The 17,962-nt window shown below is 64.2% G+C and carries 20 protein-coding genes; 8 read left to right on the top strand and 12 right to left on the bottom strand.

Annotation, left to right across the window (positions count from 1 at the left end; genetic code table 11):
* Positions 1 to 12: 12 nt before the first annotated feature.
* Positions 13 to 453 (top strand): cupin domain-containing protein, encoded by a 441-nt coding sequence (locus A3AU_RS0118010; protein ID WP_027054101.1) that lies wholly within the window; start codon positions 13 to 15, stop codon positions 451 to 453.
* On the opposite strand, the gene A3AU_RS0118015 is transcribed toward A3AU_RS0118010, so the two are convergent.
* From A3AU_RS0118015 to A3AU_RS0118025, 3 genes are read right to left on the bottom strand one after another with little or no spacing between them, the layout of a single operon-like run.
* The gene (locus A3AU_RS0118015; RefSeq protein ID WP_027054102.1) at positions 428 to 1,102 is read right to left on the bottom strand and encodes a lysoplasmalogenase family protein; all 675 of its coding nucleotides are present in this window, start codon (positions 1,100 to 1,102) and stop codon (positions 428 to 430) included. The two genes, A3AU_RS0118010 and A3AU_RS0118015, sit on opposite strands and share 26 nt — an antisense overlap.
* The gene (gene yddG / locus A3AU_RS0118020; protein WP_027054103.1) at positions 1,099 to 2,007 is read right to left on the bottom strand and encodes an aromatic amino acid exporter YddG; all 909 of its coding nucleotides are present in this window, start codon (positions 2,005 to 2,007) and stop codon (positions 1,099 to 1,101) included. Before yddG ends, A3AU_RS0118015 begins: the two co-directional genes overlap by 4 nt.
* A 38-nt stretch (positions 2,008 to 2,045) precedes the next feature.
* A complete protein-coding gene (locus tag A3AU_RS0118025; protein WP_027054104.1) occupies positions 2,046 to 2,834 on the bottom strand; it encodes a DUF3108 domain-containing protein in 789 nt (262 codons plus the stop codon).
* Between the two features lie 259 nt (positions 2,835 to 3,093).
* Here A3AU_RS0118025 and rpmB point away from each other — a divergent pair, with 259 nt between their 5' ends.
* From rpmB to A3AU_RS0118040, 3 genes are all read left to right on the top strand, one after another.
* Positions 3,094 to 3,390, top strand: a complete 297-nt coding sequence (gene rpmB, locus A3AU_RS0118030) for a 50S ribosomal protein L28 (RefSeq protein WP_027054105.1) — start codon at positions 3,094 to 3,096, stop codon at positions 3,388 to 3,390.
* Positions 3,391 to 3,550: 160 nt separating this feature from the next.
* Positions 3,551 to 4,231, top strand: a complete 681-nt coding sequence (locus tag A3AU_RS0118035) for a queuosine precursor transporter (protein ID WP_027054106.1) — start codon at positions 3,551 to 3,553, stop codon at positions 4,229 to 4,231.
* 80 nt (positions 4,232 to 4,311) lie between these two features.
* Entirely contained in the window at positions 4,312 to 4,992 is a 681-nt protein-coding gene (locus A3AU_RS0118040; RefSeq protein ID WP_027054107.1) for a spermidine synthase family protein, read from the top strand.
* 18 nt (positions 4,993 to 5,010) lie between these two features.
* Here A3AU_RS0118040 and A3AU_RS0118045 read toward each other — a convergent pair whose 3' ends face one another.
* From A3AU_RS0118045 to A3AU_RS0118060, 4 genes are all read right to left on the bottom strand, one after another.
* Positions 5,011 to 6,036 carry an esterase-like activity of phytase family protein gene (locus A3AU_RS0118045; RefSeq protein ID WP_027054108.1) on the bottom strand — a complete coding sequence of 342 codons (1,026 nt, stop codon included), beginning with the start codon at positions 6,034 to 6,036 and terminating at the stop codon, positions 5,011 to 5,013.
* The gene (cobT, locus tag A3AU_RS0118050) at positions 6,033 to 7,931 is read right to left on the bottom strand and encodes a cobaltochelatase subunit CobT (RefSeq protein WP_027054109.1); all 1,899 of its coding nucleotides are present in this window, start codon (positions 7,929 to 7,931) and stop codon (positions 6,033 to 6,035) included. Before cobT ends, A3AU_RS0118045 begins: the two co-directional genes overlap by 4 nt.
* Before the next feature lie 11 nt (positions 7,932 to 7,942).
* Positions 7,943 to 8,929: a cobaltochelatase subunit CobS gene (gene cobS, locus A3AU_RS0118055; protein ID WP_027054110.1), complete on the bottom strand. Its 987-nt coding sequence runs from the start codon at positions 8,927 to 8,929 to the stop codon at positions 7,943 to 7,945.
* A 123-nt stretch (positions 8,930 to 9,052) separates the two neighbouring features.
* Entirely contained in the window at positions 9,053 to 9,682 is a 630-nt protein-coding gene (locus A3AU_RS0118060; RefSeq protein ID WP_032917612.1) for a J domain-containing protein, read from the bottom strand.
* 180 nt (positions 9,683 to 9,862) lie between these two features.
* On the opposite strand from A3AU_RS0118060, the gene A3AU_RS0118065 reads away from it, so the two are divergent.
* A complete protein-coding gene (locus A3AU_RS0118065; RefSeq protein ID WP_027054112.1) occupies positions 9,863 to 10,165 on the top strand; it encodes a BolA family protein in 303 nt (100 codons plus the stop codon).
* 30 nt (positions 10,166 to 10,195) lie between these two features.
* Here A3AU_RS0118065 and A3AU_RS0118070 read toward each other — a convergent pair whose 3' ends face one another.
* From A3AU_RS0118070 to A3AU_RS0118090, 5 genes are all read right to left on the bottom strand, one after another.
* Positions 10,196 to 11,749 carry an acetolactate synthase large subunit gene (locus A3AU_RS0118070; protein WP_027054113.1) on the bottom strand — a complete coding sequence of 518 codons (1,554 nt, stop codon included), beginning with the start codon at positions 11,747 to 11,749 and terminating at the stop codon, positions 10,196 to 10,198.
* 112 nt (positions 11,750 to 11,861) lie between these two features.
* Complete coding sequence (locus A3AU_RS0118075) at positions 11,862 to 12,662, bottom strand: alpha/beta hydrolase (RefSeq protein ID WP_027054114.1); 801 nt, start codon at positions 12,660 to 12,662, stop codon at positions 11,862 to 11,864.
* Positions 12,663 to 12,746: 84 nt separating this feature from the next.
* Complete coding sequence (locus tag A3AU_RS0118080; RefSeq protein WP_027054115.1) at positions 12,747 to 13,637, bottom strand: HlyC/CorC family transporter; 891 nt, start codon at positions 13,635 to 13,637, stop codon at positions 12,747 to 12,749.
* Between the two features lies 1 nt (position 13,638).
* On the bottom strand, positions 13,639 to 14,775 hold the full coding sequence (gene aroB / locus A3AU_RS0118085; protein WP_027054116.1) for a 3-dehydroquinate synthase: 1,137 nt from the start codon (positions 14,773 to 14,775) through the stop codon (positions 13,639 to 13,641).
* Positions 14,772 to 15,383 carry a shikimate kinase gene (locus A3AU_RS0118090; protein WP_027054117.1) on the bottom strand — a complete coding sequence of 204 codons (612 nt, stop codon included), beginning with the start codon at positions 15,381 to 15,383 and terminating at the stop codon, positions 14,772 to 14,774. Before A3AU_RS0118090 ends, aroB begins: the two co-directional genes overlap by 4 nt.
* 285 nt (positions 15,384 to 15,668) lie before the next feature.
* Between A3AU_RS0118090 and A3AU_RS0118095 the strand changes: the two genes are divergently transcribed.
* The 3 genes from A3AU_RS0118095 (at position 15,669) to A3AU_RS0118105 (ending at position 17,815) form a co-directional block, all read left to right on the top strand.
* The gene (locus A3AU_RS0118095; RefSeq protein ID WP_015315495.1) at positions 15,669 to 15,821 is read left to right on the top strand and encodes a hypothetical protein; all 153 of its coding nucleotides are present in this window, start codon (positions 15,669 to 15,671) and stop codon (positions 15,819 to 15,821) included.
* Positions 15,822 to 15,848: 27 nt separating this feature from the next.
* The gene (locus A3AU_RS0118100; RefSeq protein WP_027054118.1) at positions 15,849 to 16,766 is read left to right on the top strand and encodes a site-specific tyrosine recombinase XerD; all 918 of its coding nucleotides are present in this window, start codon (positions 15,849 to 15,851) and stop codon (positions 16,764 to 16,766) included.
* A 98-nt stretch (positions 16,767 to 16,864) separates the two neighbouring features.
* The gene (locus tag A3AU_RS0118105; RefSeq protein WP_027054119.1) at positions 16,865 to 17,815 is read left to right on the top strand and encodes an acetyl-CoA carboxylase carboxyltransferase subunit alpha; all 951 of its coding nucleotides are present in this window, start codon (positions 16,865 to 16,867) and stop codon (positions 17,813 to 17,815) included.
* Positions 17,816 to 17,962 lie beyond the last annotated feature (147 nt).

The raw sequence follows: 17,962 nt of genomic DNA on the forward strand, positions 1-17,962 counted from the left end.
GGCCTTCGACCGATGACCAGTTCAGCAGAAATCATCGCGATACTCGGACTGAAACCGCATCCCGAAGGCGGCTGGTACGCGGAAACCTTCCGCGACGAAGCCGGCGGTCCGCGCGGCCATTCGACCGCCATCTACTTTCTGCTGGAGGAGCATCAGCTTTCGGCCTGGCATCGGGTCAGGGACGCCGCCGAGGCGTGGCATTTCCACGCCGGCGCACCGCTGGCGCTGTCGATGTGGGAAAACGGCAGCGCTGTTATAGAGCAGGTGCTGGGCATCGATCTCGCCGGGGGCGAACGGCCGCAAATCATCGTGCCGGCGGGCTGGTGGCAGTCGGCGCGCAGCCTGGGCGAGTGGACGCTGGTCGGCTGCACGGTCGCGCCGGGTTTTGAGTTCGCCGCCTTCGAACTGGCCGAGCCGGGCTGGACTCCTACCCCAGCAGGAAACCCAGCGTAATCGCCAGCTGGGCGGCGTAATACAAGACCCAGACGGCAAAACGCATCCAGCCGCGATGCGGCGAGATGGCCGCCACCAGGAACTTTTCCGTGGCGAGCAGCCCGTCCGATGCCATGAACAGCACGGCGCCGCCGATAACCCAGGTGCTGTTGGTGGTCAGCGCCGCCATGCCCATCGCCAGGATCGCCACGACATAGATGGCGATCGGGATACGCAGGCTGGGGCCGACGCGACGCCACAGCGCGGCGAGCATGACGATGACAAACACCGCCAATGCCAGCGCGATCACCCCGCGCCAGGATTCGGCGCCAAGCAATCCCAGACCGCCGCCAACATGCAGGAACAGCGTTATGTAGACGATGTGGGCAACGAGAAAGCTCGCCAGTCCGCCGAGAAATGCCTTTTCTCCGTCGCGCGACAGGAAGGCGTCGCCAGTGGCGCTGAGCGCTAGGGCGACGACCAGCAACAGCGGGCCGCCTTGCAGTGCTGAAAGCACGGCAAGCATCGCCACTGCGAGCGTCTTTGCCGCCGAGCGGGCAAGCGTTGGCGGCATGCCCAGCGTGAAGGCATAGATCACCGCCGCCACCAGCGAAAAGATCAGCGTCGCATTGGCATTGGCGTCGATGCCGCCGGCAAACGGCATGGTCATGCCCGGGCTCCGCCTTCGGATGCCCCGCCCTCGGCTGTTGTCGGCTTGCGCTGGAACAGCGACTTCGCCGCAAGGGCCGCGCCACCGGTGATGAGCACGCAGGCGGCTAGAATGCGCAGCGACGGCTCGGCGACGCCGGCCGCGATCAGCACCAGCGTCGACAAAAGCGGCGCCGCATAGCTTGCCGCACCCAGCACCTGGATGTTGCCGCGCTTGACGCCGATGTCCCAGGCATAGAAGGCGGCGCCCACCGGCATCAGGCCAAGGCCGAGCACCGCCAGCCACTGGCCGGTGCTATCAGGCAGCACGGTTTGCTCCAGCGCCAGATGGCAGACAAGTGAGAGCACGGCGGTCGCCGCGCAGAACCAGGTGACGATGCTGGTCGGCACCGACGGGAAGCGCCGCGACAAAAGCGAATAGGATGACCACAGCACCGCGCAGACGGCGGCCATGGCGTAGCCGAAGGCGTAGCGCGCATCGAAGGCCAGCCCGCCGCCCTTGGTGACGATCAGCACTGTCCCCGCAAGGCCGAGCAGCGCGCCAACGACATGGTTCCAGACCAGTTTTTCGCCTGGCATCAGCGCCGAGCCGAGCACGATCAGCAGCGGCCACAGATAGGCGATCAGGCTTGCCTCGACCGCCGGCGCGTTGCGCAACGCGGTGAAATAGAAGAAGTGGTAGCCGAACAGGCCGGCAATGCCGATCAACCACACTTGCGGCGGTATCTTCTGCCTTTTGTCGGCGGTCGGCATGAACAGCCGCGCGACAAGACCGACGCCGGTGCCGATCGAGAAGGTGATCGCCGATAACAGGAACGGCGGCACTCTGCCCGAAGCATCCGTGAGCAGCGCCAAAAGCGCCCACATGGCGACCGCCGAAAAGCCGATCAGTGTTGCGCGCGCCATGCCCTCTCCCGTGGCGCGCCCAATTCCCGGGGGCAGGCCTATTGTACCGCTTCGAAACGCCCGGCGCTGATGGTCAAGGTGCCGATCTGCGTTCCAACCGTGGCGTGGATCGGCGCATATACCCCGGTTTGGCCGAGCGGTGCAAACGTCACCATCATGCGGCTTTTGTTCTTGAGATAGTTGAGCGCCTTGCGGCCCTTGCGATAGCCCGCCACCGGCTCGAAGCCCATCCGGCAGGTGATGGTGTCGCCCTTGTAACCCGGCACCGAGATCGTGCCTTTCGAATCGTAGGCCAGCGTCAGGTCGGCCCGCATCTCGCCATCGTAGAATTTCACCGTGCGGCCGCAGACCTGGTCGAGACTGTCGGCATGGATCACGGTGGCGGCCATCGGATCGAGCACCGATGCCAGGTCCCCGGCACCGATAGGCACCCAGGCCTTGGGGTCGCGCTTGCCCGGTGCCGGGATGACCTGCGTCGAAGTCACCGCGCCATTGGCAAAGCGGATATCGACCACCGATGCCTTCTTGCCGGAGGTGTAGTCGGCCCGGAACGCCTGCGGCACCATCTTCTTGCCCGCAATAGTGCCTTTGGACGAGATCGTACCGCGCGTGTCGTCGAACAGTTTGGCCAGACCGGCAGCGGTCACGCTGCCTTCGATCGCATAGGCGCCGTTTTCGTAGTGGCTCGAGAAAGTCGATCTCGCGATTGAGAGACCAAAGAACGACACCGTGTATTCGCCCTTGAAAGACTGTGGCGAGGCCGCCGATGCGGCGGACGGCAAGGCGATGGCAAGCGCGGCGACGAGCGCGTGAGGCAAACGAGGCATGGCGGGATCGGATCCTTGATTTTCGGCCGGAGGCGGGCGACTCCGGTCTGGCATGTCCCTATGAGACTGCTTATAGGATGAAATCCGGCCTTAATATGAAATGCCGGGCGCTTCCGTGGCGAAGCCGGAGCTTGACGCATCGGTGAAATGCAACTATGGAACGCCAACTTTTTCCATAAGGCCGCCTGACCAGAACCGCGCGCCACCCGGCGTGGGCACAAAGGTTTGGCAGGTCCCGAGAGAATTGAAGGTTAGAATTATGTCCCGCACCTGCGAACTCACTGCCAAGGCAGTCATGACCGGCAACAATGTGAGCCACGCCAACAACAAGACCAAGCGTCGCTTCCTGCCGAACCTCGTCAATGTGACGCTGATTTCGGAAGCGCTGAACCAGAATGTGCGCCTGCGCATCTCGGCCAACGCGCTGCGTTCGGTCGAACATCGCGGCGGTCTCGACGCTTTCCTGGCCAAGGCCGACGTCAAGGAACTGTCGCAGCGCGCGCGTCTGCTGAAGAAGCAGATCGCCAAGAAGATCGCCGAGCAGGCCGCCGCTTAATTCGTCTTTCAGGCGGGGGACAACCGCCCGGCCAACTTCTTGTTGGCCGGAGCATCGGATCGAGGCCGCGAAGCGGTTGATAGTTTCGATGCTCGAACAAAGCGAGCGTGATCCGGTTTCGGCAAAATGCTCCGCTGGTTCCATTACCCAGGATAAAAAAATGACTTCCTTCTCGCGATCTTTGCCCTTCGTGGCCGCTATGGCGCTTGTCGTCGTGGCGTCGAACATCCTCGTGCAATTCCCGATGCAGGGCCAGATCGGCGGCCTGTCGCTGGCCGACCTGCTCACCTGGGGCGCTTTCACCTATCCCTTCTCCTTCCTGGTCACCGACCTTGCCAACCGCCGCTATGGGCCTGCCGTGGCGCGCCGGATCGTCTTTGTCGGCTTCATGACGGCAGTTGTCTGCTCGATCCTGGTGCCGCCCTTCCTGTTTCGCCACGGCCTGATCGAATTCGAGACGGCGGCCGACCGGCTTGTGCGCATCGCCGCCGCTTCCGGTGCAGCCTTCCTGTCCGCGCAACTGCTCGACGTCACCGTGTTCAACCGGCTGCGCCGGCAGAGTTGGTGGCGGGCGCCGATCGTCGGCACGCTGGTCGGCTCGGTGTTCGACACGATGGTCTTCTTCACCGTGGCTTTCTCGGCCGCTTTCGCCTTTGCCGGCCCGAACGATAGCTTCGCACTCGAAACGGCGCCGCTGATGGGCATCTTCCATATCGATGCCATGCGCTGGGTGTCCTGGGCGTTCGGCGACCTCAGCGTGAAGCTGATCATCGCCGTGGTCGCGCTCATCCCCTACCGGCTGCTTGCCGCTCGCTGGAGCCAGCCGACAGTCGCGGCTTAGACCATGATCCCGAACCGAAGGTCCGCGTCAGCGAAACCTGGTCTCCGGTTTTCGGAAAAGATCACGGTCGGACAAACACCATGATCCCCTGGGTCCAGCTTGATTCGGCCAAGACCCCGGACGGTGCGCAGGAGCTGCGCCTCAAGCGGCGCGGCGCCGAATTCTCGATCATGCTCGGCACCAACGAGCTTATGAACAGCCGCCTCAGCGGCTCCGAGGAAGCGTTGGCGAACCTGTCCTGCCAGAGGATTGCGGGCCATCCGCGGCCTAGGGTCCTGATCGGCGGCCTTGGTATGGGTTTCACCTTGCGCGCCGCCTTGGCAGAACTCGCCAACGACGCCGATGTCGTCGTCGCCGAACTGGTACCGGCGGTCGTTGCCTGGGCACGCGGCCCGATGGCGGACGTGTTTGGCGGTTGCCTCGACGATCCCCGCGTCACCGTCAGGGAGACCGATGTCGGGCACTTGATACGATCCGAGCCCGCTGCTTGGGACGCCATCCTGCTCGATGTCGACAATGGCCCGGAAGGCATCGTCCACAAGGGCAACGATGCCCTCTACAGCCTCGCTGGCCTCGCCGCCGCGCGCGCGGCCATGAAACCGGACGGCGTGCTGGCAGTGTGGTCGCAAGGACCGGATGCCGGCTTCACACGACGGCTGAAGCAGGCCGGTTTCACGGTCGAGGAGGTCAACACGCGCGCCAACGGCAAGCGTGGCGCGCGTCATGTCATCTGGATAGCGGTCAACGGCTCGCGGACGTGACGAGCAGGCCCCCGCCATTCAATCCTGATGCAGGATGAATTCCAGGTAAAGGTTGCGTTGCAGGATCGAATGGTTGTCGTCGGAGATCAGCGACACCATCAGCGCGCCGTCGTCGCGGGTCCAGACGTCGAGCCCTTCCATATTGTCGATCTGGTAGCCCATGTCGGCGTCCAGCAGCACGGGCCCGTCGGCGACAGCACCCTTCTCGACGCTCTCGCCATGGATGCGCCGCAGCCGCGTCTTGAGGCCACCAGCCATGGTGAAACTGCGCTCCAGCAGCAACAGATCGCCATCGGGCAGGAAGGCGCCATCGGTGATGTCGAAATCGCCGTTGCGCTTGACGGTGAAGACGCCCTTGTGCGGCCCTTCGATGATGGCGGCATAGATGTTGCCTGATTTGTCGAGGCTCTTTTCCGAGACCACGACGAGACCGCCCTCGTGCTGGCCGTTGGCGTTGGCATGGGTGACGGTCTCGAAGCCGCGATTTTGGCGCAGCTCGCGTGCCGGCACCAGGAAATCCAGCTGCTTGAATGGTGCCTTCATGTTGGGCGGATCGAGCCGGAACTGGGCGACGCGGTGGTTGCGCTCGAAACCGACCGTGGCGACGCCATCCTTGACGGCGAGGCCTTCGGCGTCGACTTCCCATTTCTCGTCGATCGGCTGGCCGCTCTGGTCAACCATTTGCTGCATGCGGAAGTTCTGGACGGCTGCGGGCCGCCTGTCGGCGTCGCGCGCCATCGTGCCGAAGAACCAGTAGCCGGTGTCGGCCACGCCGATGAAATCGCTACCCGCTTTCAGGAAGCGAAAAGCCGACAGCGCGCCGAAATTACGCGATTTCGAGGTCATTTCCAGCCCGCCGACGAATTCGAGCGGACCGAACTGCTTCTCTTCATGTCCGATCTTGAATTGGCTTATCGGCCGCGCCGACACCTCGACCGGCTCGACTGCGGCCGGCCCGGCGGCAATCGCCGGCGAAAAGGCCACGCCGGCGAGCGCGCTAGCGGCAAGGACCGTTCGCCGAAACGCAGCCCGCGAAAAGATCATCCGGCGCGCCGCATGCCGCCACGCCGCGTGTCGCGGGCGCTTTCCTCGGCAAACAGCGAAGCCAGTTGCTCGGTCATGGCTCCGGCCAGTTCCTCGGCATCGACGATGGTGACGGCGCGCCTGTAATAGCGCGTGACGTCATGCCCGATGCCTATGGCCAGGAGCTCCACAGGCGAGCGCGTCTCGATCAGCTCGATGACGGCGCGCAGATGGCGTTCGAGATAGTTGCCCGGATTCACAGAAAGCGTCGAATCGTCGACCGGCGCGCCGTCCGAGATCATCATCAGGATCTTGCGCTGTTCCGGCCGGGCGATCAGCCGGTTGTGCGCCCACAGCAGCGCCTCGCCGTCGATGTTTTCCTTGAGCAGGCCTTCGCGCATCATCAGGCCGAGATTGCGCCGGGCGCGGCGCCACGGATGGTCGGCGGACTTGTAGATGATGTGGCGCAGATCGTTGAGGCGGCCGGGGTTCGGCGGCTTGCCGTCCTTCAGCCACTTCTCGCGCGCCTGGCCGCCTTTCCACGCCCGCGTGGTGAAGCCGAGGATCTCGACCGAGACGCCGCAGCGCTCCAGCGTGCGCGCAAGGATGTCGGCGCAGGTCGCGGCCACCGTGATCGGCCGGCCGCGCATCGAGCCCGAATTATCGAGCACCAGCGTCACCACCGTGTCGCGGAATTTGGTGTCGCGCTCCTGCTTGAAGGACAGCGGCTGCATCGAATCGATGACGACGCGCACCAGCCGCGCCGGATCGAGATAGCCCTCTTCCAGGTCGAAATCCCAGGAACGGTTCTGCTGCGCCATCAGCCGGCGCTGCAGCCGGTTGGCCAGCCGCCCGACGACACCGGACAGATTGGCCAGCTGCTTGTCGAGGAACGCCCGCAGCCGGTCGAGTTCTTCTTCCTCGCACAATTCCTCGGCGCCGACCGTCTCGTCGAAGGCCGTGGTGTAGACCTTGTAGTCGATTTCCTTCGGCAGATTGGCGAAGGGATTGTCGTTGCGGCGCGCCTCGCCGGGCGTCTCGGCATCCGCATCGTCATCGTCGGACAGGTCGTCGGCGGTGGCGTCGGATGCCTCCGTCTCGGACGATTGTTCGTCATCGGCCGAAGCCTCGGCATCCTCGGACTGCGACTGCTCGGAGCCGGAATCCTCTTCGCCGCCCTCCTCGCTCTGCTCCTCGCCTTGCGGTTGGTTGTCGTCATTGTCCTCGGAATCGTCGGTTTCCTGGTCGTCGCCGAGTTCCTCGGCCATCTCCATGGAGGCGAGCATGTCGCGCACGACGCGGGCGAAGGCCTGCTGGTCGTCGAGCTTGGCCGACAGCCCGTCGAGGTCGGCCTTCGCCTTCTCCTCGACCCAGGGCCGCCAGAGTTCGACCAGCCGCTCGCCGCTCTTCGGCACCGGCCGGCCGGTCAGCTTCTCGCGCACCATCAGCGCGAGCGCTTCCTCTATCGGCGCGTCTGCCTTGTCCTTGACGTCGACCAGATTGGCCTTGGCGTATTTGTCCTCCAGCATCGAGCCGATATTGTCGGCGACGCCTTGCATGGCGCGGCTGCCGATCGCCTCGACGCGGGCCTGCTCGACGGCGTCATAGATGGCGCGGGCCGCCTTGCCTTCCGGCGCCAGCTTGGTGTGGATGCGCTGATCGTGGCAGGCGCGCTTAAGCGCCATGGAATCGCCAAGGCCGCGGGTGATGGCGATGTCGGTTTTCGACGCTTTCTTCGGCAGTTCGGGCAAACGCGCGCGGCTGCCGGCCAGCGCCGGCCTGTCCTTGGCGAAGCCGACCTCCATGTCCTTGTCGCCGGCAATGGCGCGCATGCAAACAGTGACGGCGCGCTTGAAGCTGTCGGCTTCAGACCCCGTCTTCGACTTGTTGCGCGTATTGTCGCCCGGACCCGCCATCGAGGCTCTGCTTAGCCCAGCACCACGTTGGCCGCGCTCTCCGGCAGATCCTCGCCAAAGGCACGCTGGTAGAACTCGGCCACCACCGAGCGCTCGAGCTCGTCGCACTTGTTGAGGAAGGTCAGCCGGAATGCCATGCCGATATTGCCGAAGATCTCGGCATTCTCGGCCCAGGTGATGACGGTACGCGGGCTCATCACGGTCGACAGATCGCCATTGATGAAGGCCGAGCGCGTCATGTCGGCGACGCGCACCATCTTGTTGACGATGTCCTTGCCCTTGCCGTCGCGATAGTGCTTGGCCTTGGCCAGCACGATGTTCACCTCATTGTCGTGCGGCAGATAGTTCAGCGTGGTGACGATCGACCAGCGGTCCATCTGCGCTTGGTTGATCTGCTGCGTGCCGTGATAGAGGCCGGTGGTGTCGCCGAGGCCGACCGTGTTGGCGGTCGAGAACAGCCGGAACGCCGGATGCGGACGGATCACCCGGCTCTGGTCGAGCAGCGTCAGCCGGCCCGAGGATTCCAGCACGCGCTGGATGACGAACATCACGTCCGGGCGGCCGGCATCATACTCGTCGAAGCACAGCGCCACATTGTGCTGGTAGGCCCAGGGCAGGATGCCGTCGCGGAATTCAGTGATCTGCAGCCCGTCCTTGACGACGATCGCGTCCTTGCCGACGAGATCGATACGGCTGACATGGCTGTCGAGGTTGACGCGCACGCAGGGCCAGTTGAGGCGGGCGGCGACCTGCTCGATATGGGTCGACTTGCCGGTGCCGTGATAGCCCGACACCATGACGCGGCGGTTGTAGGCAAAGCCGGCGAGGATCGCCAGCGTCGTCGCCTTGTCGAAAAGATAGTCCGGATCGACATCGGGCACATGTTCCGATGTCACCGAATAGGCCGGCACCACCATCTTGGAGTCGAAGCCGAATTTTTCCTTCACCGACACCGTCGTGTCGGGCAGGTTGGCGATGTCGCGATCGACCTTGTTCATATCTCTCAACGTCTCCACGGGCGAAACATCCCGTTTCGCCGGCAATCGATTTTGTTCGGGGGCGGTCTTAGAGCCTTTTCCAACCTTATGAAAGTTGGAAAACGACACGAACCGTAGGGTCGCTCAGCACAGGCCCGCCTGTTTGAGCACGCGATAGGCTTGCAGCACATCGCGGAACCGGTCTTCCGAACCTCTATCGCCACCATTCGCATCCGGATGGTGACGCTTCACCAATTCCTTATAGCGCGCCTTGATGTCCTTGCCAGTCGCCTTTGTATCAAGGCCAAGCGTTTCCAGCGCCTTGGCCTCAAGCGGCTTCGCCTTGCGCTCACGCGCCTCGCGCGGATCCTTCGGTCCCTTGAACAGGTCGAACGGGTCGCGCATGCGGTTGTAATAGCCGGCGCGGCCGGAGCGCATCTGCGCCATATCAGGCGACGAACGCGTCGAGGCGCCGTTGACACCCATCTTCCAGGTCGGCCGGTGGCCGGTCATAGCTTCCTTCTGGAAGCGCGCGACCTCGGTGTCCGGCACGCCGGAGAAATAGTTGAAGCCCTTGTTGTACTCGCGCACATGGTCGAAGCAGAAGCGGAAATACTCGCCCTCCTTCATGCGCCCGACCGGCGCGCGGTGCGTGCCGGCTTCCTTGCAGCCGTCCCACTGACAGATTGGCGAATGCGACTTCACCTCCGCGTCCTTGTCGGGGCGGACGCGAATCTTCTCGAAATATTTGGGATACGGCTTCATCTCACCCATTTATGGGGCGTTCGCAGATGCGAAACAAGAATTGACATTTTCACGATCATCGCCCTAACCGCTGAATCGCGGCATAAAGCAGGCGAATGACGGATTTTGTTGCGCGGCAGCGCCCCTTGTGAAACCGGTTTCCGGTTTTTACCCAAGCGCGCCAGCCATATGTGGTGAACGGAGACGGCTATGTCCATACAGGCGACCATGGAAGACAAGCTCAACAAGGCATTTTCGCCGGAGCGTCTGGTCATCATCAACGAAAGCCATCTCCACGCCGGCCATCATCATCACGGCTCAGACCATCACGGCGCCTATGACGGCACCGGCGAGACGCATTTTCGCGTCCGCGTCGTCTCTGCCGCCTTTGCCGGGATGAGCCGCATCGACCGCCACCGCGCCGTCAACGAACTGCTCGCGGACGAATTGAAGGCCGGCGTGCACGCGCTGGCGATCGAGCCGGCGGCGCCGGGCGAACAGACGCGCTGGTAGCTCAGACCGTCAAGGCACTATCCGGAACCTTCAGATCACCGCCTCGATCAGGAACGGCCCGCGCCGCGACAAAGCGCTGTCCAGCAGTGCGTCGAAGCGCTCGCATGTGTCGGCGCGGGCTGCCTCCACGCCCATCCCCTTGGCCAGCGAGACCCAGTCCAGCGCCGGATGGTCGAGGTCGAGCATCCGCCTGGCGTTCTCGCCGATCGCATTGACGCCGACATTGCGCATCTCGCCATGCAGGATCGCGTAAGTGCGATTGGAAAAGACGACCGTCACCACGTCGAGATTTTCCCGCGCCTGCGTCCACAGCCCCTGCACCGTGTACATGCCGCTGCCATCGGCCTCGAGATTGATCACCTTGCGGTCGGGACAGGCGATCGCCGCCCCGGTTGCCATCGGAATGCCGCCGCCGATCGATCCGCCCGTACCCATCATGTAGTCATGCGGCGCGGCGAAGGCCGACAGCGCGAAGAAACGCCGCGCCGAGGTGACCGCTTCGTCGCAGACGATCGCATTGTCCGGCAGTTTTCGCGCCACCGACAGCGCTATAGCGTCTTCCGTCAGTCCGCCGCTCGGCGTTGGCTCATCCGGGAAAGCGGTCGCGAACAGCGTTTGTTGCGACGGTCTGACGCCGAGCTGGCCGCGAAGCGCCTCCAGCGCCGCATGCAGGTCCTGGCCATGGGCGGCGAGCGTCAGCACCTGGCAGTCTTCGCGGACGAGCCTGCCCGGTTTTCCCGGATAGGCGAAGAAGGCGACCGGCTCGTTGCCGCCGACCAGCACCAGCACATCGATATCCCGCAGGACCGCTATTGCCGCATCGACCGGATAAGGGATGCGGGTCGGCGCGACACGACCGCGCCCGCGCTGCATGCGGGCGATCAGAACCTCGCTGAACAGGCGGACATCGCTGCCCGTCGAAATCTGCCCGGCGATCTCAAGCGCATCGGCGCGCGCCGCCCGCCCGCGAAGGACCATTCCGACACGGCCCGGAGCGGCACGGATCGCAGCAGCAATCTCGCGCACGGCATCCATGTCGATCGCCGGCGGCGGCGCAAGGACGACCTTGCCCGGTGCGGCCGGGTCGGCGCCGCCCCAGGCGGCATCCGCCGGCAGGATCAGCGTCGTGACGCCGGGCGGCGTCAGCGAGGCGCGAAAGGCCGCCTCCGTGGCCCGCTGGACATCGTCGGGTCCTGCGATGCGGCGAACCCAGTTCGACATCGGCGCTGCAAGGCCCTCTATGTCGCTGGTGAGCGGCGCGTCGAGCGGCAGATGATAGGAAGCATGGTCCCCGACGATGTTGATCATCGGTGTCCTTGCGCGGCGCGCGTTGTGCATGTTGGCCAGACCGTTGGCCAGACCTGGGCCGGTATGCAGCAAAGTCGCGGCCGGGCGGTCGGTCATGCGCGCATAGCCGTCCGCCGCACCCGTCACCACGCCTTCGAACAGGCCGAGCACGCAGCGCATTTGAGGCTTGCGGTCGAGCGCGGCAACGAAATGCATTTCGGAGGTGCCGGGGTTGGCGAAGCACACCGTCACATCATTTGCCAGCAGCACGTCGCACAGGACATCGGCGCCATTCATGCAATTTTCTCCCATTCACGAGGAGCAATTGCACCCAGTGACGCTTACACGGCAATATCCCGCCGCCGCTTTTAGCCTGATCCAGGCAACGGGCGAGCGGACATCGGTGGGATCAGCCGACCGTCGATTTCAGGAATGTCAGTGCGGCAGCGGTCAGCGCGTCGCCATCCCTGCCGAAGTCGCGGTTGATCGACATATGCGTATAGGCACTGCCGTCGAACAGGGTGACTTTGGTGCCGGCGGCGCGCAGGCGCTCGGCAAAGGCTTTGGATTCCTCGCCACGGCCTTCGGCGCGCGAATAGGCGATGAAGGTCGGCGGATGCTTGCGGCCGTCGACATAGCTGGCCGGCGAAAGCGCGGCCCATTGCGACGGATCGGAAAAGACCCGTGCATAGGCCCGCACCATGCCGCCATTCTTCTGAAGCGCCGGGAGATCATAGGCCCTGGTATCGTCGAGCAGCAGCCCGGCGACGCCGGGCAATCCACCGCGCAGGCCGGTCAAGGCGATCAGATGGCAGCCGGCCGAATGGCCCATGCCGACGATGCGCTTTGGGTCACCGCCATGCCCGGCGATGTTGGCCCTGACATAGGCATAAGCCTTTTCCACATCGGCGGCCTGGGTGGCGACATCGGCCTGCGGCAACATGCGGTAGTCGATTGAGACGAAGCAGAAGCCGTTGGCAAGCAGGAAGGCCGGCTTGGCGCCGACCTGGCTGCGTTTGCCGAACTCCCAGGCGCCGCCATGGACGAAGAAGACGACAGGCAGGTCTTTCGCGCCGTCCGGCGCATAGATGTCGAGCTTGGCCGGGCCGTAGTCGAAGGTTTTGGCCGATGGCGGCGACTGTCGCGCGAACGCCGCGGCTGGTAGCAAAGCCGCGATCGAAACCAGAAGCAGGGTTCGCCGATCGATCATCATCTTCTCCTGACCGCCCGGCGCAAAATGCACCGGGACGCCGCGAAGTTCCAATGAAGGATTGGTAACGTCGCCCAGGTGGCGTCAGGCGACCGGCCTGATCCTCAACCGGGCAATGCGGTTCTTGTCGCGCTTCATGACGATGAAACGCTTGCCGTGGAAGGTGAAGGCCTGCTTCTCATCGGGGATCGACTGTGCCTCGTGGATGACGAGGCCGGCGATGGTGGTCGCTTCCTCGTCCGGCAGGTTCCAGTCGAGCGCCCGGTTGAGGTCGCGGATCGGCACGTTGCCGTCGACGACGACGGAGCCGTCGGCTTCCTGCTTGACGCCCTGGATGTCGATATCGTGCTCGTCGGCGATTTCGCCGACGATCTCCTCGATGATGTCCTCCAGCGTCACCAGCCCCTCGACCTCGCCATACTCGTCGACGACGATGGCGAAATGCGTCTTGCGGCGCAGGAAGGCGTTGAGCTGTTCCTGCAAGGTCGTGGTGTCGGGTACGAACCAGGGTTTCGAGGCGATCTTCATCACGTCGATCCTGGAAAAGTCGTTGCCGACTTCGTTCAGCGCCCGCAGCAGATCCTTGGCGTGCAGCACGCCGACGATGTTGTCGAGCGAGCCCTTCCACAGCGGCATGCGTGTGTGCGGGCTCTGCAGTATCTCGCGCACCACCGCTTCCGGCGCGTTGTCGGCATTGACCGAGCGCATGTTGGTGCGGTGGACCATGATATCGGAGACTTCGAGCTCTTCGAGATCGAACAGGCCGCCGATGCGGTCGCGGTCCTCGCGCACCACCTGGCCGTCGCGGCGGAAATCGTCGACGGCGCCGCGCAGTTCGTCCTGGCTCGAGCGCTGCGGCTCGATGCGCGACAGCTCGTAGCCGAATATGGCGAGAAGGCGCGTGCGCACCGCAACGACGAGCAGTATGAGGATGGCAAGGACGGCAACGACGATCCAGCCCATCTCGTTGTCCATCTCAGCCGGCTTTCCGGCTGACTGGATGGCTCTCCCTGAGGAACGACAGCACTTCTGAAGCCGGAACGTCCTTGGCGATGAAGGCTTGGCCGACGCCACGCGTCAGGATGAAGGTCAGCGCGCCGCGCGATACCTTCTTGTCCTGGGTGATGAAGGCAAGCAGCGCTTCGGCATCGGGCAAGTCGCCCGGAATATCGGACATCCGCCATGGCAGGCCTACGGCGCTGAGATGCGCCTCGACCCGCGCCGCGTCGTCGGGACTGGCCAGATTGAGCCGCGAGGAGAAACGATGCGCCAGCGCCATGCCTATGGCGACGCCTTCGCCATGGACGAGCCGGGCGCCGTCATACTGCGTGGCGGCTTCGAGAGCATGACCGAATGTGTGGCCGAGATTGAGCAGCGCGCGGTCGCCGGTCTCGAACTCATCGCGCGCAACGACATCGGCCTTGGCGCGGCAGGCTTCGGCGATCGCCTGTGCCCTCTCCGGCCCGCCGGCGAACACCTTTTCCCAGTTCGCTTCCAGCCAGGTGAACAAGTCCAGCCGGTCGATCAGCCCGTATTTGGCGAGTTCGGCATAGCCGGCGCGGAATTCGCGGACCGGCAGCGTGTCGAGCACTTCCGTGTCGGCCAACACCAGCTTGGGCTGCAGGAAGACACCGACCAGATTCTTGCCGCGCGGGCTGTTGATGCCGGTCTTGCCGCCGACCGAGGAATCGACCTGCGCCAGCAGCGAGGTCGGGATCTGCACGAAATTCATGCCGCGCCGCACGATGCCGGCGGCAAAACCGGTGAGATCGCCGATGACGCCGCCGCCAAGCGCGATGACGACGTCGCCGCGCTCCAGCCTGGCCGCCAGAATGCCATCCACCACCGCCTCGAGATGGGCAAAGCTCTTGGTCTTCTCGCCCGGCGGCATAGTGATGACGGTAGGCTGGATGCCACCCTTCTCGAGCCCGGCCTTCAACGTATCGAGATGCGCGGCGGCGACATTCTCGTCGGTGACGACAGCGGCGCGCGTACCGGGCAGCCGGCGTGAAATCTCCTCACCCGCGCGCAACAGCAGGCCGGAACCGATCAATATGTCGTAGGCGCGGTCGCCAAGGCCGACCTCGACGGTGACGGGCTGATCCGTGCTCACGATTCAACCTCGCCCGTCGCTGCGATTTCATCGATGCCGAAATGCCGGCACAGCGCGTCGAGCACCTCGGCGGCGATGACCTCCTTGCGGTCGTCGCGGGTCGGCACGGTGACATCCGATGTCGCATAGACCGGATAACGCTCGCCCATCAGCCGCTCCAGCACGGCGCGGGGGTCGGCGCTCTTCAGCAGCGGCCGGTTCTGCTTCTTGGAAACCCGGTCCATGAGAAGGTCGAGCTCGGCCTTCAGCCACACCGAGACGCCGTGCGCGGCGATGGCCTCCCGCGTCTGCGCGTTCATGAAGGCGCCGCCGCCGGTCGACAGCACTTGCGGGCCATTTTCCAGCACGCGCAGGATGACGCGTTGTTCCAGCGCCCTGAACTCGGTCTCGCCATAGCGCTCGAACAGCTCCGGCACGGTCATGCGCGAGACGCTCTCGATCTCCTGGTCGCTGTCGACGAAGGGCAGCGACAGCATGGTCGCCACCTTGCGGCCGATTGCCGTCTTGCCAGCGCCCATCAGGCCGACAAAGACGATGGACCGGCTGCCCAGCCGGCCAAGCAGCGCGGCGTGGGTCTCGCCTGGAGGATTTGCCTGGTGCGCGTTCATCAGCTGTTTCTAGAGCAATTCCAGGAAAAGTGTAAAAACCAGAGAGATAGAGCGGTTCAGCGTCCCTTGAAACGATAAGCCGCCCTTGGCCCCCTTTGCCGGCGTATCGACATGAAAAGCCGGTTTGCGTCAAGCGCGCCGAGCACAGGCAAGCCTATCTCGGCCGAGATACGCCTGCATCAGAAGTTGCTAACAGGCCTCCGCTTCTTCCTTGAATTGGCCGAATTGGCGTCCCATAAGGGGACAGGGTTTGGAAACGCAGAACAAGAAGACGGGCGAAAATTGATGCCGACACTGTTTCGCTTTGTCGTCACCCTCGCGATTCTGGCCGGCATTGCCTATGGTACGATGTTCGCGCTGGTGATGTTCGTCGAGCCGAAGAAAGCCGAGATGAGCGTGCGCATCCCGCCCGAAAAGCTGAATCCCAAGAAAAACTGAATCCTCAGGAAAACTGACCGATAGGCAATGAACAGCGCCGCCCGCATCGAAGCCTTCCTGGAAATGATGAGCGCCGAGCGCGGTGCTGCCGAAAACACGCTTTCCTCCTATCGCCGCGACCTCGAAGACGCTTCGATCGGGATCGCGGGCGGGCTGGCCGGTGCGGCCGCCGGCGATATTCGCGCCTATCTCGATGACATCGCCGCGCGTGGCTTCGCGCCGACCTCGCAGGCGCGCAAATTGTCGGCGATCCGCCAGTTCTTCAAATTCCTCTACGCCGAGGGCCTGCGCGCCGACGACCCGACCGGCACTCTGGACAGCCCGAAAAAGGGCCGCCCCTTGCCCAAGACGATGAGCGAGGCCGACACCGGCCGACTGATCGACCGCGCCGCGCGGGAAGCCGGCGATGCCGGGCTTGGTCACGACGACAGACTGGCCGCTCTTCGCCTGCATGCGCTGGTCGAGGTGCTCTACGCCACCGGCCTGCGCGTTTCCGAACTGGTCGGGCTGCCGGTAAAGGTGGCGCAGCGCGACGACCGTTTCTTCATGGTGCGCGGCAAGGGCGACAAGGAGCGCATGGTGCCGCTGTCGGCCAAGGCGCGCACGGCAATGCGCGCCTGGCTTGCCGCCAGGGCCGGAGTGCCCGCCTTCGCGGACAGTCCGTTTCTGTTTCCCGCGGCGTCGGACAGCGGCTATCTCTCGCGCCAGGTCTTCGCCCGTGACCTGAAAGGGCTGGCGGCACGGGCCGGCATCGCCTCGGCGAAGATATCGCCGCATGTGCTGCGCCATGCTTTCGCGAGCCACCTGCTGCAGAACGGCGCCGATCTCAGGGCGGTGCAGCAGTTGCTTGGCCATGCCGACATATCGACGACACAGATTTACACCCATGTGCTGGAGGAGCGGCTGGTGCGGCTGGTCAACGATCATCATCCGCTTGCCGACTAGGCCTCATATCGCTATGTGAGGACGACATTTCACCGCCCGGAGCCTTGGATTCAATGGTTCCGAAGTCCTTGCCTTCCGACGTATCGGTCCGCTCAAGCATGTATAATTACCTCGATTTCGAAAAGCCGGTGCAGGATCTCGAGCTCAAGATCCTCGAGCTCAAGAAGCTTGCCGAGAACGGCGAGGCGGTCGACGTCGCCGATGAGATCACCCGGCTCGAAAAGCGGTCGCGGGACGCGCTGCGCGATCTCTACAAGGCGCTGACGCCCTGGCAGAAGGTACAGGTGGCGCGCCACTCCGACAGGCCGCACTGCGTCGACTACATCAAGGGCCTGTTCAGCGACTTCACACCGCTCGCCGGCGACCGCAATTTCGGCGAGGATCAGGCGATCGTCGGCGGTTTCGCCCGCTTCCGCGGCGAGCCGGTGGCGATCCTCGGCCAGGAAAAGGGCTCGGACACGGCGAGCCGCCTGAAGCACAATTTCGGCTCGGTGCGCCCCGAGGGCTACCGCAAGGCCGTGCGGCTGATGGAGCTTGCCGACCGCTTCAAGATCCCGCTGCTGACACTGGTCGACACGGCGGGCGCCTATCCCGGCGTCGGCGCCGAGGAGCGCGGCCAGGCCGAAGCCATTGCCCGCTCGACCTCGGCCTGCCTTGCACTGAAAGTGCCGTCGATCTCGGTGGTCATCGGCGAAGGCGGTTCAGGTGGCGCCATCGCGATCGCCACCGCCAACCGCGTCTATATGCTCGAACACGCCATCTATTCGGTGATCTCGCCGGAAGGTGCGGCCTCGATCCTGTGGCGCGACACCACGCGCTCCAAGGACGCGGCGACCAACATGAAGATCACCGCGCAGGATCTTCTCGAACTGAAGGTCATCGACGCCATCATCCCCGAGCCGATGGGCGGCGCCCAGCGCGCCCCCGAAACGGTGATTGCCGCAACCGGCGACCTCATCGCCAAGACGATGAAGGATTTCGCCGGCGCCAACACCGATTTCCGCGAACAGCGCCGCGAGAAATATCTGGCGATGGGCCGCAGCCTCTGAACTTCTCCTGCGGCGGAACAGAGCCGTCAGAGGACCACGCCCACGGCAAGATGGCGGCAATGAGTAATTTCGCCACAAAAATGCCGTCGCATTCGGCTCAATGAAATTGGCTGAAGGCGCTGGCCGAGGCTTGCGGTAAGGAATTTT

Origin of the sequence: Mesorhizobium erdmanii USDA 3471, assembly GCF_000472705.1 — a bacterium.
GTDB lineage: Bacteria > Pseudomonadota > Alphaproteobacteria > Rhizobiales > Rhizobiaceae > Mesorhizobium > Mesorhizobium erdmanii.

Bases quoted from the DNA above. Each gene is read 5' to 3' on its own strand.
- A3AU_RS0118010 (WP_027054101.1), top strand. From the start codon at position 13: ATGACCAGTTCAGCAGAAATCATCGCGATACTCGGACTGAAACCGCAT.
- A3AU_RS0118015 (WP_027054102.1), bottom strand. From the start codon at position 1,102: ATGACCATGCCGTTTGCCGGCGGCATCGACGCCAATGCCAATGCGACG.
- yddG (WP_027054103.1), bottom strand. From the start codon at position 2,007: ATGGCGCGCGCAACACTGATCGGCTTTTCGGCGGTCGCCATGTGGGCG.
- A3AU_RS0118025 (WP_027054104.1), bottom strand. From the start codon at position 2,834: ATGCCTCGTTTGCCTCACGCGCTCGTCGCCGCGCTTGCCATCGCCTTG.
- rpmB (WP_027054105.1), top strand. From the start codon at position 3,094: ATGTCCCGCACCTGCGAACTCACTGCCAAGGCAGTCATGACCGGCAAC.
- A3AU_RS0118035 (WP_027054106.1), top strand. From the start codon at position 3,551: ATGACTTCCTTCTCGCGATCTTTGCCCTTCGTGGCCGCTATGGCGCTT.
- A3AU_RS0118040 (WP_027054107.1), top strand. From the start codon at position 4,312: ATGATCCCCTGGGTCCAGCTTGATTCGGCCAAGACCCCGGACGGTGCG.
- A3AU_RS0118045 (WP_027054108.1), bottom strand. From the start codon at position 6,036: ATGATCTTTTCGCGGGCTGCGTTTCGGCGAACGGTCCTTGCCGCTAGC.
- cobT (WP_027054109.1), bottom strand. From the start codon at position 7,931: ATGGCGGGTCCGGGCGACAATACGCGCAACAAGTCGAAGACGGGGTCT.
- cobS (WP_027054110.1), bottom strand. From the start codon at position 8,929: ATGAACAAGGTCGATCGCGACATCGCCAACCTGCCCGACACGACGGTG.
- A3AU_RS0118060 (WP_032917612.1), bottom strand. From the start codon at position 9,682: ATGGGTGAGATGAAGCCGTATCCCAAATATTTCGAGAAGATTCGCGTC.
- A3AU_RS0118065 (WP_027054112.1), top strand. From the start codon at position 9,863: ATGTCCATACAGGCGACCATGGAAGACAAGCTCAACAAGGCATTTTCG.
- A3AU_RS0118070 (WP_027054113.1), bottom strand. From the start codon at position 11,749: ATGAATGGCGCCGATGTCCTGTGCGACGTGCTGCTGGCAAATGATGTG.
- A3AU_RS0118075 (WP_027054114.1), bottom strand. From the start codon at position 12,662: ATGATCGATCGGCGAACCCTGCTTCTGGTTTCGATCGCGGCTTTGCTA.
- A3AU_RS0118080 (WP_027054115.1), bottom strand. From the start codon at position 13,637: ATGGACAACGAGATGGGCTGGATCGTCGTTGCCGTCCTTGCCATCCTC.
- A3AU_RS0118090 (WP_027054117.1), bottom strand. From the start codon at position 15,383: ATGAACGCGCACCAGGCAAATCCTCCAGGCGAGACCCACGCCGCGCTG.
- A3AU_RS0118095 (WP_015315495.1), top strand. From the start codon at position 15,669: ATGCCGACACTGTTTCGCTTTGTCGTCACCCTCGCGATTCTGGCCGGC.
- A3AU_RS0118100 (WP_027054118.1), top strand. From the start codon at position 15,849: ATGAACAGCGCCGCCCGCATCGAAGCCTTCCTGGAAATGATGAGCGCC.
- A3AU_RS0118105 (WP_027054119.1), top strand. From the start codon at position 16,865: ATGTATAATTACCTCGATTTCGAAAAGCCGGTGCAGGATCTCGAGCTC.